Origin of the sequence: Chthoniobacter sp., from assembly GCF_040003245.1 — a bacterium.
Taxonomy (GTDB): domain Bacteria; phylum Verrucomicrobiota; class Verrucomicrobiia; order Chthoniobacterales; family Chthoniobacteraceae; genus Chthoniobacter.
Map to the genome: position 1 here is coordinate 1 of NZ_JBDUCX010000197.1, position 13,021 is coordinate 13,021.

The window sequence follows — 13,021 nt, forward strand, 5'->3', positions numbered from 1 at the left end:
GTCACCGCCAATGGCGAGCTGGTAACCGCCGAAGGATTGCTAATCGGCGGGGTGGCCGGTGGCGCGACGAATTCGTTGCTCGAGCGGAAGAACCAGATGTACTCCCTCGAAGCCGAGGCAGAACAGCTCCGCCAGCAGGTGGAGGAGGCCACGCAGAGGCGCCAGGATCTGGTCGTGCAAATCGAGTCCGCCCAAGCGCGCCTCGAGGAAGCCCGCGAGGAGAAGCAGAACATCGCACTGCAAATTTCCACGCTGCGCAACGAGCTGGCGATGGTCGAACGCGAAGCCCGCGAGACCGAGCGCAAGCAGCAGAATCTCGAGGGCGAACGCGCCAGCAGCGAAGCCCGGCATCGCGAAGCTGCGGACCGCATGGACGCGCTCGAAGCCGAAATCGCTTCCTACCTCGAACAACTCGAAGCCTTGCAAGCCCGCCGCGCCGAAGCCGGCAATCAGCTCGAAGTGCTCCGCTCCCAGGAAAACGAACTCGCCGGCGAACTCAACGATTTGCGGGTGAAGGTCGCCACCGAGCGCCAGCGGCACACGTCGCTGCATCATCAGCGCGAACCGATGGAGGCGCGCCTGACGGAGCTCATGGAGCTGATCGACCAGCGCCAGCAGGACATCGTGGGCTATCAACAGCGCGCGGAATCGATGACGGCGGAAAACGCCGAGATCGCCGCCAACCTCGAAAGCCTGCGCGGCCAGGTCGGGGAAGGGGAGTCCGCCGTGGCCGCGATGATCGAGGAGCGCAGCGGCCTGGCCGCGGCGACCGAGGAGCTTTCCAATGCCTTGCGCGTCCTGCGCCATCAATTGAGCGAAGCGCACGACCAGCGCAGCCGCCTGGAAGTGAGGCAGACGCAGGTCGAGATGAAGCTCACTGCGATCACCGAGCACATTCAGAAGCGCTATCAGCTCGATCTCACCACTTTTGAGCGCGACCTGCACGGCCTGCGCGTGGCCATTCGCGATCACCTCAAACGCCAGCAACGCGGTCTGTCCGCCGAGACCACGAATGGCGAAGGTGAGTCCGTCGAGGCGCCCGTCGCCCAGGTCGAAGAGGTCCAGGAGCCCGAGGCGCCGATGGTCGAAGACGCCTTTGCCATCGACTGGGACCGCATCGAAGCCATCGTCCGCGAGCTCGACCAGCGCATCGATTCGATGGGCCCGGTGAACCTCGACGCCATCCAGGAATACGACGAACTGGAACAGCGCCACGCCTTCCTCGAGCAGCAGAACACCGACCTGACGAACTCGAAGGCGGAGTTGATGGAGACCATCACCAAGATCAACGCCACGACCAAGACGCTCTTTGCCGAGACCTTCGAGAAGATCCGGGTGAACTTCGGCGAGATGTTCGTCGAGCTCTTCGGCGGCGGCAAAGCCAACCTCGTGCTGGTCGACGAAAGCGATCCGCTGGAGAGTGGCATCGACATCATCGCCAAGCCGCCCGGCAAGCAATTGACTTCCATCTCGCTGCTCTCCGGCGGTGAGAAGACGATGACCGCCGTGGCCCTGCTCTTCTCCATCTACATGGTCAAGCCGGCGCCCTTCTGCGTCCTCGACGAAATGGACGCGCCACTCGACGAGTCGAACATCAACCGCTTCATCAAGATCCTCGACCGTTTCGTGGGCCAGTCGCAGTTCGTGGTCATCTCCCACAACAAGCGCACCATCGCCCGCGCTGACGCCCTCTACGGCGTGACCATGGAAGAGCACGGCGTATCCAAGCTCGTCGGGGTCAAGTTCAGCACCCGCGAACGTCCGACGAACGGCGATGACAGCGACGTGCTCAGCAACAGCGAAGCTCCGCACGTGCCCAGTGTGGCCGAGGCCTTCGGCAAAACCGGCAACCTGCACAGCGAGAACCTCGAGTCCGCCAACGGCGCCGCCTGACCAACTACATCTTCCGCAACAAGGAGCGGCGCGTCGCCTTATGGGTGGCGCGCCGTTTTTGCGGCTAGAAGTTCGCTGTCGGAACTGGAGGGGCGCCGCGCCGTCAGTGCCTTGACGAAGCCGTTTTCCGGCACCGACAAAGCGGTGCCTCCAAGTTTCGCTGCCGCTTTTTGATCAGGCCAGCCAGCCCTTGATCTTCTCCTCGTCCTTGAGCGGGCCGACGATCGCGACGCCGAGGCGGACGCGGTTGAGGCAGTGGCAGGCGACACGCTGGATGTCCTGCGGCGTGACCGCCAGGATCTTCCGCTCGACCTCGCTGGGATCGAGGACTTTGCCGTAGCCGAGGAGGCTTTCGCCCATCCACATGATCTGATTGGAGGTGGACTCGAGGCCCATGAAAGTCTGCCCAATTGTATAATCCTGTGCCTTCTTTAATTCGGTGCGGATGGGAGCCTTATGACAGATATTCTCCAATTCGCGTAAAATCATCTTCACCGCTTTTTCCAAGTTCCCGGCGTCCAATCCGGCGTAGACTTGGATCGCTCCTGTGTCCGCCAGCGTCACCATGCTCGTCTGCACGCTGTAGCAAAAGCCGTGGCGCTCGCGCAGCTTTTGGAAAAGCCGCGAGCTCATGTTTTCGCCCAGGATAACGGAGAGCAGCTTCAGAGCGTAGCGTCGCTCGTCGGTCCGCCCGAAGGCGTGGAAACCCATGGCCAGATGCGTCTGCTCGGTCTCCTGCGGAAAAAGTGACACCTGCGCCCCGCCGTCTTTGGGCCGGGTCCGGGTGAACCGCGGCGACCGCCCTTTCGGCAGCCGGCCGAAAATCGGCTTCAGCAGCTCGACGACCCGCTCGTGGTAGACCGGCCCGGCGACCGTGATGATCGTGGTGCTGCCCGTATAATGCTGGGTGCGAAAGTCGACGAAGTGCGGCCGGCGCAGCTTGCCGATGGTCTCGACGGTCCCCGTCAAGGGACGCCCCAGCGGATGCCCGGGCCACATGGTGGCCGTGAGGAGCTCCTGCGCATGCTGAGCGGGATGGTCCCGATACATGAGGATCTCTTCCCGGATGACCTCCCGCTCGCGCTCGATCTCCCCGGGCGCAAACTGGCTCTCCAGATACATGTCCCCCAGCACGTCGCACAGCTCCGGCAGGTGGGCCGAGGCCGCCTTGGCATAGTAGCAAGTGTGGTCTTCGGTCGTAAAAGCGTTCAGATACCCGCCCAACCCCTCGACGGACTCGGTGATCCGCTTGGCCGTCCGCTTCTTGGTCCCCTTGAAGAGCAGGTGCTCCATGAAGTGCGAAATGCCGCTCATCTCGGCCGATTCATGCCGTCCGCCCACGCCCGCCCAGACGCCGATGCTCACGCTGCGCATCCACGGCATCTCGACAGAGGCGATCCGCACACCATTCGGCAGGCGGGAGAGGCGGTAAGGGAATTCCATTAGCGAGTGATCGCGCGTGGCTTCGGGGACTTAGCGGATTTTTTCACCCGCAATTCTAGCACATGTTCGGCCAGTTCGAGATCGTGAGGAAAAGTCACTTTCAGGTTCCAGTCGTCGTTCTTTAGGAGGGCGATCTTCTTGCCCATCTTCTGGACGGCGGAAACCTCGTCGGTCACCATCTCGTGCTTGGCCATGAGGGCGGCATAAGCCTGAAGAATGAGCCCGCTGCTGAAAACCTGCGGCGTCTGCATGGCCCAGAGACCGGTGCGCTCCACGCTCTCGGTGACCATTTGCTCGATGCTGGCCCGCTTTACCGTATCCGGGATCTGCGAGGCGCACGAGGCGGCCCCGTGAGCCCGCGCCAGGTCGAGGCAGGCCTTGATCAGTGCCGGGGTGACCAGCGGCCGGGCGCCGTCGTGGATCGCAATGTACTCGCTCCCTTCGCTGTCCACCGCCTGCAGGCCATTCCACACGGAAATATGCCGTTCCGGGCCGCCTTCGATCACCTTCTTCACCTTCGTCAGGCCGCCGGTGGACACCAATTCCTCTACCTCATCCATCCGATCTCCCCGGGTCACGACCAGGATCTCGTCGACTTCCTTCGTCTCATGGAAAGCCTTCAGGGAATGCCAGAGGACGGGTTTGCCGGCGAGCGGGGCGAAAAGCTTGTCGAAGCCCATGCGGCGGCTGCTTCCGGCGGCGACGATGAGAGCGGAGACCATATTACTTGAGTTGGGCGGCGACGGCGGTGCTCAGGGCTTTGCCGTCGGCGCGGCCCGCGGCGCGCTCGGTGGCTACTTTCATCACGGCGCCCATCTGGGCCTTGGAAGTCGCGCCCGTCTCGGCGATGGCGGCGGCGACCAGCGCGGTCACTTCCTCCGGCGACAGCGCCTGGGGCAGATACGCGGCGAGGATCTCCGCCTCGGCCTTTTCCTTGGCGGCGAGGTCGGGCCGGTTGCCCTTCTCGAAGCCTTCGATGGAATCCTGCCGCTTCTTCAGTTCCTTGCGCACGATGGCCATCGCGCTGACGTCATCCAGCACATGGGTCATGCCGCCCTTCTCGATGGACGCGTTCTTCAGGGCCGCCTTCAGCATGCGGATAACGCCGAGACGTTCGGCCTCTCGGGCCTTCATTGCCACCTTCAGGTCCTCGTCGATCTGGGCTTGGAAACTCATGGGGGCGCACATCCTAGCCACATCGCGCCCAGTCGCAAATGGTTTTAGCCGTAGTTTTCCCCTCCCCATCTGCGCGCTTTCCCGGCCCCTCCCCAGTGTGTATAACGCGCCGCGTAAACTCTCGCGCACTATGAACATCAAAGAAATCGCCAAAGAATTCGAAGCCTTCATCCTGAAGGGAAACGTCGTCGACCTCGCGGTCGGCGTGGTCATTGGAGCGGCCTTCAAGAGCGTGGTCGATGCCCTGGTCGGCGGCCTCATCAATCCGCTGCTCGTGGCCATGCATCTGCTCGCGGCCCCGGCGACACCGGTCGGTGCTGCCGATGTCCTGAAATCCATCGTCTCGTTTGTGGCCATCGCCGCCGTGGTCTTCTTCTTCGTCGTCAAGCCCATGAACTTCCTCATCGCGAAGGCGACGCGCAAGGCCGAGGAAAAGCCGGCCGAGCCGACCCCGCTCCCGCAGGACGTGCAGCTCCTCATGGAAATCCGCGACCTGCTCAAGACGCAGCCCCAGCACGCCCGGCCTGCGGGTGGCACGGGCTTGGTGTGAGACATGGCTGCCGTGGACGGATCTTTCGGTCGCAAATGAGTCGGAACTAGTCGGAACTCCTCTGTGCAGTGCCGACGGGGGATCTTGCCCGGTCGGCCCCGCCGCAAAGGAGGGTGTGAAATTTTTCGGACCTTGATTGCCTTGATTTGCCTTGAGCAGGCTGGACCCGGATCCTTTCTGCCTCCGGTCAGGCTTGATTCTCCCATCCGAGCATTGGCGCTGCTCATTGATTCGCTCGGACGTTCCTGGCGGAGCGGAAAAATGGGAGGCACGATTAGGCACGACCAGACACGATTGAATGCGATCACTCTGGAGCGTGCTGCACCGGGTGACCCCGCAGCGGCGAAGAAAGGTAATTTGGTCATGAACCTATTTGTTTTGTCGTATTTCGCTGCGATTGCCTGAATGCCGCCTGTTCCGCCCTGCCTGCCAATTCCGTGTGCCACCCCTATTTCTGCCCCATGCGCAAATGAACACTATTCAGCGCAGCCTGTCAAACCCAGAATGAGCCGGGGTCTTCTCAGGGAAGCGGAATTTCTTGATAGCTACCGGGGGGCGCATTCGCGATTGCCAACAGAAGCGCACCAACGAGGGAAGGTATCTGTGAAAGCCGGTTGGTGGGCAATTCGATGATGGCGATCCGGCGGGACGAAAGATCCTGCTGATAACGCAGGTTTTTGTCGGCGGTGATGAAGATCTCGAATCCGGCCGCTTCGGCGGCGCGGAGCAGTTCTCCGTTGAGCAAGGTATCCCACCCTTCCTCATGACAGGTGCGAACTGCCTCGCCGGGCAGCCACCGACGCAACGGCTTGGGCACGCAATGATCCAGCAGAATAGAGCTCACACCCCCGGGGTTTCCGCCAACGCTTCCCGGGCCGCTTCGAGGACCCCAATCACCTGGTCCCTGGTGACCCCTTCAAAAGCCTCCAGGAATTCATCCACCCCCACCCCGTCTTCGAGATTCTCGAACAACGCATCCACCGGCACCCGCGTCCCGCGGAAACACACGCGTCCGCCCAGACGTTGTGGATCGCTCCACAAGAACGGTGAGGCCGATTCAGTGCGCATGACTTTGATTGGCCGTTTTTTGCGAGTTGCCGCTTCTCGTTGCCAGAGAGCTTCGCAGATGCACGCCTGCGAGGCAAGCGGCAGAGATGGGAGCGCGGAAACCGCGCGTGCATGCCCAAGAAACACGAATGAGGAGGGAGACGGGGATCGCCTTCCTCCTCATCGCGCCCGTGTGACTCCGCCCGCCGCGGCCGGTGCGCGCTGATGGGGCGGCCCAGCGCGGGTGTTCTCCCAGCGGCTTTTTGGGTGGGGGGAGTCCTGGCCGCCGGGAGAGAGCCTAGGCCGCGAGGCGAAGCGGAGTCCGGGGGCGGGCAAAGAAAATGGGAATACTGGGGGGAGCGGGCGCCGGCAGCGCCAGCGCATGGAAGCGGGGCGCGCCGCAGAGGAGCGGTTTCCTCGGGGAAAAGCCTGCGGCGATGAAGCGCCGCTGGGCCCGTTCCACCACGCCGCCGGAGCCGAGGATGCGTTCGTAATCCGGGCCATGGGCCGCTGGAGAGAGTCGGTGGGAAGTCTGCATAGGCCAGTCGCCGCGAAGGGGAATCCGCGGCCGGTTTTTGTTGTGCGGTCCTATTAGCATGCGCCTTGCCCAGCGGTCCGAAGTTTTCCGGCTCTCTGTGTTCCGCGGAGGGCGGCCGTTTGACACCATTTCTTCGCCGATTTTTCAGCGCTGTGGCTCCAGACCTTGGCGCTGTGCCTCCATGTCGTGCGAGGTGGTCAGCGGAGGCAGAGCATACTGAGTTTAACCGCGAATGGACGCGAATAAACACGAATGGAGGAAAGCCATCCGAATCCCGGGCCGCCATGGCTGGCAGAATCTTATTCGCGTTTATTCGTGTCCATTCGCGGTTGCATCTCCTCTCGACTTTCGCTGCGCGCGAATCGCGAGCTCGTCATCCACCCATGCGCGAAAGCGTTGGCGACCCACGAAACCGTCCAGAGCAGCCTCATTGTCTAATGTTTTACAATTGACAGCGGCCCCCGAAACTGACACCTCAGCCGGTGGATAGACGGAACTCTTCTCGCTCGGATTAATCACCAACCAACTCACCGGTAACCCTCCTATGAAACAACGCATCAGGGCCGCCTTCGCCCACGGCCAAATCCCCACCATCGCCTGCATCAACAAGGCGAAGACACCGCTCGGCGTGGACTTCGACAAACTCATCAAGGCGCTGCAAAAATTCGCGGACGAATGCTTCACGCCCGTGTGGGGCACGCCGGCCCGGCTGGTCAAGGCGACGAAAGTCCCCAAGGGCGCGTGGGCGATCGTCTTCCTCGAAAATGCCGATGCGCAGAAAGCGCTCGGCTATCACGACGTCACCAAGGAGGGACTGCCCCTTTCCAAAGTCTTCGTCAAGACCACCCTCGACGATGGCGAAAAGGTGAGCGTCACCGCCTGCCACGAGCTGTGCGAAATGCTCGTCGATCCCGCGATTAACCTTTGCGCGGACGGCCCGGATGGAATCATCTACTCCTACGAAACGGCCGACGCCGTCGAGGAACTGGAGTTCCTCGTGAACGGCATCGCCATGAGCGACTTCGTCTATCCGTCGTGGTTCGAGGATTTCCACAAACGCGGCTCCACGCAGTTCGACTATCTCAACAAAGTGACCCGGCCGTTCCAGATTCTCCCCGGCGGTTACATGCAGGTCTTCAAGCGCGGCAAGTGGACCGAGATCCACGGCTCCGCGGCCAAGGCCAAACGCAAAACCAAGCAAGACCGCCGCGGCCATCGGGTGAAGCTCCGCGGAAAACACGTTTCCAAATGGAAGATATCGACGGCTACTTAGGATCGGGAATTCTCGTGTAACTAATCTCTGCCCCGCTGTCCAGATAGACGAAGTCGGGCTGGCCAAAGCCTTTCCCGCGCGACATCCTCCGCCGGGTGAAGAGAAGCCGCGCGCAAGTTGAGCCGTTGTTTACGGCATTGGAGCGGGTTGGGCTGGCCAGCTTGGTACTGGTCTTTTTTGCTTTTGCAATGGCCTCCCTGACGGCGGAGGAACTGTCCTGGCGGAGGTCATCGGCCCTGTTGCCGGGCTCCTGGTTGGGGTTGCTGTACACATTTTGGATGCGGTTTTCCGGGGCGTTCTCGGCGGCGGCCGATTTGCTGGCGGTGCCGCTGTGGCTGGGGATCGCCATGAGCGTGTGGATTCACGCTTTTCGGCGGTTGCGCCGCGATCCGCTGGTGCTCACACGCCATATCGCATGGATGGCGGGGGCTCTGATCTTTTCGATGTTCCTGCGCCTGCCGGGCGATATCGCCGATCTGGCGGGGATCCTCCGTGGTCCTGCCTTACCGGTGGATTGGTACAGTTACTATGCCTCTGTCTCGGAAGCGGGCGGCTTTTTCCTGCGCCTGATGATTACGCTTCTCGTCATCCTGTTTGGGGGAGAGCTCTCGCAAATGGCCCGGGAGCGGATGTTGCGCGCCGGTTGGGAGGCCATGCGGAACAAGCCGGAGGAAATGCAACGGGAGTGGCGGCGGCGCGAGGCGCTGGTCCTCACGATTCGCGGCCCAAAAGTACCGATCTCTCTCGCCGCGCCGCGTTTCCTGTCACTGATGATCGCGCCCTTCGCGGCGGTCTTATTCGTGAGCAGAATGGCTGACGACATCCGGTATCTCGAGTTTCGCCTCCCCGCGCCGGCGATGATCCTGGCGGCGGCGGTGGCTCCGGAAAGAGGGAAGGATCGGCTGCGCATCGACGCCGCGGGCCGGGTCTATTTGAATGACGTTCTCACTGCCGAAGGGCCGGATCATTCGTGCGAGAAATTGATGGCGCTGCTGAAGGGGATGCCGGCGCGGCAGAAGACAGGTGTCCTCCTGGAAGTCGAGGCCGGTGTGCGGTTCGAACGCATGATCGATGTCGTGAGCGCGGCGGACCGGTCTGGTGTGCGGCTCGCGATCGAGGAGTGATGAGGGGGTGAAAATCGGCGGTTGGTACAATCGCCTCACCAGCCTTGCTCAACGATGGTGTCGGCGGTCTGATTCGATCTGTCTCCCGCTCCGTCCTTGCCGACTGCTGCAATGAAAGATAGCGTGTCCGTGTGGATTACCGAGAGATCATCACCATCGAACCCGGCAAGCGCAGTGGGAAGCCCTGCATCCGTGGGACCCGGATGACAGTGACCGATGTGCTCGAATACCTTGCGGCGGGCATGACGCATGAGGCGTTGCTGGCTGATTTTCCCGATTTGACCGAGACGGATATTCGGGCCTGCCTGGCTTTCGCCGCGGATCGTGAACGCAGGCTGGCGGCGTTGCCCGGGTGAAGCTGCTCTTCGATCAGAATCTCTCGTTTCGGCTGCCGCGTCTGTTGGCTGACCTGTATCCGGACAGTGTTCACGTGCGCGACGTGGGGCTGTATGAAGCAGATGATGGCGTGATTTGGGAATACGCCAAGGCGCGAGGCTTTTGCATTGTCTCGAAGGATTCCGACTTTCAACAGCGCAGCTTGCTGCTCGGGGCGCCGCCGAAATTCATCTGGCTGCGACTCGGCAATTGCTCCGTTGCGGACGGTGAGGCGCTTCTTCGCAAGCACGCGGTGACGATCCATACGTTTGCGCAGGACACTGCGGAATCTCATCTCATGCTGCCGTGAGGGACGGTGGCGTTTTGGGCAGCGCTGCTCTGTCAGTGGCGCGTGATTGATACGGGTGGCGATCCCGCAGGGGCGGCCTTGTAGGAAGGCGGTTGGCACAACCGCCTCTACAGCGCTGCGTGTTATTTCCGTCGGTGTTGTTTGAGGCGGCGGGTGAGGTCGCGTTGGGCTTCTTCGAGCCAGGGGCGGAGGCCGGTGGTGGAGACGACGAGGGCGCCGAAGCTGGTGGCGGTTTGTTGTTCCATGTGGTCGTCGGTGGCGACGGTGATCTCGTGCTGGCCGGCGTACTTGGCGACGAGGCGCTCGACGATGGCGTCGGCGGTCTGGCCGGCGGCGGAGTAGAAGATCTGGATGCCGCCGGGTTCGGTGGCCTCGTTGGAGGTTTCACCTTTGCCGTCGAAAACGGCGACGACGCGGACGTCGCTGGCGTCCTGGTACTCGGTGAGGATCTTGACGAGTTCGTTGCGCGCCAGTTCGGTGCGGCGGGTGTGGAGTTTGCGCAGCTCGGGCCAGGCGAAGATCACGCTGTGGCCATCGACGAGGAGATAGCGCATCGGGGGAGGGTAGCGGGGAAAGGCGGAAGGCGGAAGGCGGAAGGCGGAAGGGGTCGAAGGCGAAACTTCCGATGGAGGAGATCCGAGAGCCTAGTGCTCAGTGCTCAGTGCTCAGTGAGCGGACGTCGAGGAGAATTTAACCCCGAAGACGCGAAGGCTCAAAGGGGAGGGAAGGCGAACGCCGAACGTCCAACGTCGAACGCCCAATGGCGGAAGCGAAGAGCTTTGCGGCGGGATGCGTGCAGACGCAAAGGGCGCAAGATGAGACACGGCCCGGGGGCCTTGGTGTGTCCTCTTGCGCCTTTTTGGGGCGGACTTCTTTCCAGCGCGGGGCTGGGGAAGGAGGTTATTCGGTGGCGGCGGGAGCGGCGGCGGCGGGGGCCTTTTCCTTTTTGGGAGCGGGCTTCTTCTTCGCGGCGGCGGCGGGCTTCGCGACGGGGCGGGTCTTCGCTTTGACCTTCTGGCGTTCGAGATAGTTGGCGCGGCGGCGGCGTTTTTGAATTTTGTTGAGTTGCTGTCCCATAAAAAAAGTAAGGTGGTTGGAGGTGGAGGGGAGTGACTACGGGATGCGTGGCATGGGGTCAATGGGTTTTCCCGGTGGGGGGCATTTTGAACCGCCGAGGCGCCGAGGCGCGGAGGAGGGGAGAAGGCGGGCGAGAACTTCGAACGTCCAACGTCGAACTCCGAATTTCTCAATGATTCGGCGTTCGACGTTGGGCGTTCGGCGTTCTCCAACGTCTCTTTATCGTCTCCGGTATCTCCCTTTCTCAGCGCCTCCGCGCCTCGGCGGTCCCTCAACCCCCACGTCGCTTCCGATTTGCGCCTTGAAAATGACACCGGCATATTCGTTGACGCACCCCCACTTCGCCTCCATATTCCGCGCCCTTTGCACGCCGACCACATAACGGACATAGACATGGATCACATTCGCAACATCGCCATTATCGCCCACGTTGACCACGGGAAGACCACCTTGGTCGACCAACTTTTGAAGCAGGCCGGAACCTTCCGCGCCAATGAATCGAAGGCGACCGAGATTCGCATCATGGACTCGATGGACCTGGAGCGGGAAAAGGGCATCACCATCCGCGCGAAGAACGCGGCCTTCCGCTGGCACGACTATCATGTGAACATCGTCGACACCCCCGGCCACGCCGATTTCGGCGGCGAGGTGGAGCGCATCATGAAGATGATCGACGGCGTGCTGCTGGTGGTGGACGCGCACGACGGCCCGCAGGCGCAGACCAAATTTGTGCTCCGCAAGGCGCTGGAGAACGGCGCCAAGCCCATCGTGGTCATCAATAAGATCGATCGCGAAAACGCCCGCCCGCACAAGGTGCTGGATTTCATCTTCGACCTCTTCGTCGAGTTGAATGCGACCGACGTGCAGCTTGATTTCCCGGTCATCTACGCCAGTGCGCGCGACGGCTATGCGATGCGCGAGATTCATGAGAAGAGCGAGACGATGGAGCCGCTCTTCGAGGCGATCATCAAGCACATCCCGCCGCCCGCGAAGAGCGACGTGAGCTACTTCCAGATGCTCATCTCGAACCTCGATTACAGCGATTACCTCGGTCGTATCGCCTATGGCCGCATCATCTCGGGCCGCGTGAAGGTGGGCGACAGCGTGGTGCGGATCAACAAGGACGGGCGCCGCGAACGCGCCGCTGTGACCGCACTTTTCGGCCACGTGGGCCTGGCGAAAGTGGAACTCAAGAACGCCAGCGAAGGCGACATCGTCGGTCTGTGCGGCTTCGAGGATGCCTACATCGGCGAGACGATCACCGATACGGAAGAGCGCGTGGGGCTGCCGTTCGTGGACATCGATCCGCCGACGATCAGCATGAAGATTTGCATCAACGACGGCCCGCTGGCCGGTCGCGAAGGCAAGCTGCTGACGGCGCGCCAGGTGCGCGAGCGGTTGATTCGCGAGACGCTGACGAATGTTTCCATCGAAGTGGGCGATACCGATGTCGCTGGACACTTTGATATCAAGGCGCGCGGGGAAATGCAGATCGCGGTCCTCGTGGAGCAGATGCGCCGCGAAGGCTTCGAGTTGCTCGTTTCCCGTCCGGAAGTCATTTACCGCCGCGACGAGGACAACAAGCTGCTCGAGCCCTATGAGAGCCTGTATGTCGACGTGCCGAATGAAAACCTCGGCGACATCCTGCAATCGCTGGCCTGGCGCAAAGCGGAAATTCTCAATATGGAGCATCAGACGACGACGGTGACGGTGCAGGCGACCGTCCCGACGCGGGGTTTGATCGGCTTTGAAACCGACCTGGTCAATGCGACCAAGGGCCACGGCATCATGTCGCACCTGTTCAAGGAATACGGGCCGTACAAAGGCGAAATCCCCACGCGCAATAACGGGGTGCTCGTCGCCATGGAAGGCGGCATCTCCACCTCTTACTCGCTGGACACGATCCAGATGCGCGGCCGCCTGTTCATCGGGCCGCAGGAAGAAATCTACGAGGGCATGGTCATCGGCGAGAACGCCCGGCCGGACGACATGCCGGTGAATCCCTGCCGTGCCAAAAAGCTCAACAACATGCGGAGTTCGGGCGATGGCAAGGGCGTCGCGCTCGCGCCGCCGCTCAAGATGACCCTGGAGCGCAGCATCGAATACATTGGGCCTGACGAATATGTCGAAGTGACGCCGAAGAGCCTGCGTCTGCGTAAGAAGATTCTCAACGCCGGCGAACGCAAACGCTCCAGCCCGGCGGTAAGTTAAGACA

Annotated in this window: 14 protein-coding genes and 1 pseudogene; 7 read left to right on the forward strand and 8 right to left on the reverse strand. The window is 61.9% G+C overall.

What is annotated here, in order from left to right; translation table 11 throughout:
• Positions 1-1,893: pseudogene (locus tag ABJF10_RS22645) on the forward strand (chromosome segregation protein SMC); the annotation flags it as partial.
• Between the two features lie 174 nt (positions 1,894-2,067).
• On the opposite strand, the gene ABJF10_RS22650 reads toward ABJF10_RS22645, so the two are convergent.
• Genes ABJF10_RS22650 through ABJF10_RS22660 form a run of 3 tightly spaced genes read right to left on the reverse strand, consistent with a single transcriptional unit; the run spans position 2,068 to position 4,512 of the window.
• Entirely contained in the window at positions 2,068-3,336 is a 1,269-nt protein-coding gene (locus tag ABJF10_RS22650) for a pitrilysin family protein (protein ID WP_348546889.1), read from the reverse strand.
• Positions 3,336-4,058: a 2-C-methyl-D-erythritol 4-phosphate cytidylyltransferase gene (ispD, locus tag ABJF10_RS22655; protein WP_348546890.1), complete on the reverse strand. Its 723-nt coding sequence runs from the start codon at positions 4,056-4,058 to the stop codon at positions 3,336-3,338. The genes ABJF10_RS22650 and ispD overlap by 1 nt, the downstream gene beginning before the upstream one ends.
• A gap of 1 nt (position 4,059) precedes the next feature.
• On the reverse strand, positions 4,060-4,512 hold the full coding sequence (locus ABJF10_RS22660) for a GatB/YqeY domain-containing protein (protein ID WP_348546891.1): 453 nt from the start codon (positions 4,510-4,512) through the stop codon (positions 4,060-4,062).
• A 130-nt stretch (positions 4,513-4,642) separates the two neighbouring features.
• Between ABJF10_RS22660 and mscL the strand changes: the two genes are divergently transcribed.
• A complete protein-coding gene (mscL, locus tag ABJF10_RS22665) occupies positions 4,643-5,062 on the forward strand; it encodes a large conductance mechanosensitive channel protein MscL (RefSeq protein ID WP_348546892.1) in 420 nt (139 codons plus the stop codon).
• Between the two features lie 520 nt (positions 5,063-5,582).
• Here mscL and ABJF10_RS22670 read toward each other — a convergent pair.
• The 3 genes from ABJF10_RS22670 to ABJF10_RS22680 all read right to left on the reverse strand — a co-directional run bounded on the left by ABJF10_RS22670 (position 5,583) and on the right by ABJF10_RS22680 (position 6,647).
• Positions 5,583-5,906: a hypothetical protein gene (locus tag ABJF10_RS22670; RefSeq protein ID WP_348546893.1), complete on the reverse strand. Its 324-nt coding sequence runs from the start codon at positions 5,904-5,906 to the stop codon at positions 5,583-5,585.
• A complete protein-coding gene (locus tag ABJF10_RS22675; protein WP_348546894.1) occupies positions 5,903-6,130 on the reverse strand; it encodes a DUF433 domain-containing protein in 228 nt (75 codons plus the stop codon). Before ABJF10_RS22675 ends, ABJF10_RS22670 begins: the two co-directional genes overlap by 4 nt.
• 277 nt (positions 6,131-6,407) lie before the next feature.
• A complete protein-coding gene (locus ABJF10_RS22680) occupies positions 6,408-6,647 on the reverse strand; it encodes a hypothetical protein (protein ID WP_348546895.1) in 240 nt (79 codons plus the stop codon).
• A gap of 544 nt (positions 6,648-7,191) precedes the next feature.
• On the opposite strand from ABJF10_RS22680, the gene ABJF10_RS22685 reads away from it, so the two are divergent.
• The 4 genes from ABJF10_RS22685 (at position 7,192) to ABJF10_RS22700 (ending at position 9,729) form a co-directional block, all read left to right on the forward strand.
• Entirely contained in the window at positions 7,192-7,920 is a 729-nt protein-coding gene (locus ABJF10_RS22685) for a hypothetical protein (protein WP_348546896.1), read from the forward strand.
• 95 nt (positions 7,921-8,015) lie between these two features.
• Positions 8,016-9,044: a hypothetical protein gene (locus tag ABJF10_RS22690; protein WP_348546897.1), complete on the forward strand. Its 1,029-nt coding sequence runs from the start codon at positions 8,016-8,018 to the stop codon at positions 9,042-9,044.
• A 131-nt stretch (positions 9,045-9,175) separates the two neighbouring features.
• Positions 9,176-9,400, forward strand: a complete 225-nt coding sequence (locus ABJF10_RS22695) for a DUF433 domain-containing protein (protein ID WP_348546898.1) — start codon at positions 9,176-9,178, stop codon at positions 9,398-9,400.
• Positions 9,397-9,729: a DUF5615 family PIN-like protein gene (locus ABJF10_RS22700; protein WP_348546899.1), complete on the forward strand. Its 333-nt coding sequence runs from the start codon at positions 9,397-9,399 to the stop codon at positions 9,727-9,729. The genes ABJF10_RS22695 and ABJF10_RS22700 overlap by 4 nt, the downstream gene beginning before the upstream one ends.
• A gap of 122 nt (positions 9,730-9,851) precedes the next feature.
• Here the strand turns inward: ABJF10_RS22700 and ABJF10_RS22705 are convergent, their stop codons facing one another.
• Positions 9,852-10,283 carry an NYN domain-containing protein gene (locus ABJF10_RS22705; RefSeq protein ID WP_348546900.1) on the reverse strand — a complete coding sequence of 144 codons (432 nt, stop codon included), beginning with the start codon at positions 10,281-10,283 and terminating at the stop codon, positions 9,852-9,854.
• Positions 10,284-10,629: 346 nt separating this feature from the next.
• Complete coding sequence (locus tag ABJF10_RS22710) at positions 10,630-10,806, reverse strand: hypothetical protein (protein ID WP_348546901.1); 177 nt, start codon at positions 10,804-10,806, stop codon at positions 10,630-10,632.
• Positions 10,807-11,199: 393 nt separating this feature from the next.
• Between ABJF10_RS22710 and typA the strand changes: the two genes are divergently transcribed.
• Positions 11,200-13,017 carry a translational GTPase TypA gene (gene typA / locus ABJF10_RS22715; protein WP_348546902.1) on the forward strand — a complete coding sequence of 606 codons (1,818 nt, stop codon included), beginning with the start codon at positions 11,200-11,202 and terminating at the stop codon, positions 13,015-13,017.
• The last annotated feature ends 4 nt before the right edge of the window (positions 13,018-13,021 follow it).

Bases quoted from the DNA above. Each gene is read 5' to 3' on its own strand.
- ABJF10_RS22650 (WP_348546889.1), bottom strand. From the start codon at position 3,336: ATGGAATTCCCTTACCGCCTCTCCCGCCTGCCGAATGGTGTGCGGATC.
- ispD (WP_348546890.1), bottom strand. From the start codon at position 4,058: ATGGTCTCCGCTCTCATCGTCGCCGCCGGAAGCAGCCGCCGCATGGGC.
- ABJF10_RS22660 (WP_348546891.1), bottom strand. From the start codon at position 4,512: ATGAGTTTCCAAGCCCAGATCGACGAGGACCTGAAGGTGGCAATGAAG.
- mscL (WP_348546892.1), top strand. From the start codon at position 4,643: ATGAACATCAAAGAAATCGCCAAAGAATTCGAAGCCTTCATCCTGAAG.
- ABJF10_RS22675 (WP_348546894.1), bottom strand. From the start codon at position 6,130: ATGCGCACTGAATCGGCCTCACCGTTCTTGTGGAGCGATCCACAACGT.
- ABJF10_RS22680 (WP_348546895.1), bottom strand. From the start codon at position 6,647: ATGCAGACTTCCCACCGACTCTCTCCAGCGGCCCATGGCCCGGATTAC.
- ABJF10_RS22685 (WP_348546896.1), top strand. From the start codon at position 7,192: ATGAAACAACGCATCAGGGCCGCCTTCGCCCACGGCCAAATCCCCACC.
- ABJF10_RS22705 (WP_348546900.1), bottom strand. From the start codon at position 10,283: ATGCGCTATCTCCTCGTCGATGGCCACAGCGTGATCTTCGCCTGGCCC.
- ABJF10_RS22710 (WP_348546901.1), bottom strand. From the start codon at position 10,806: ATGGGACAGCAACTCAACAAAATTCAAAAACGCCGCCGCCGCGCCAAC.
- typA (WP_348546902.1), top strand. From the start codon at position 11,200: ATGGATCACATTCGCAACATCGCCATTATCGCCCACGTTGACCACGGG.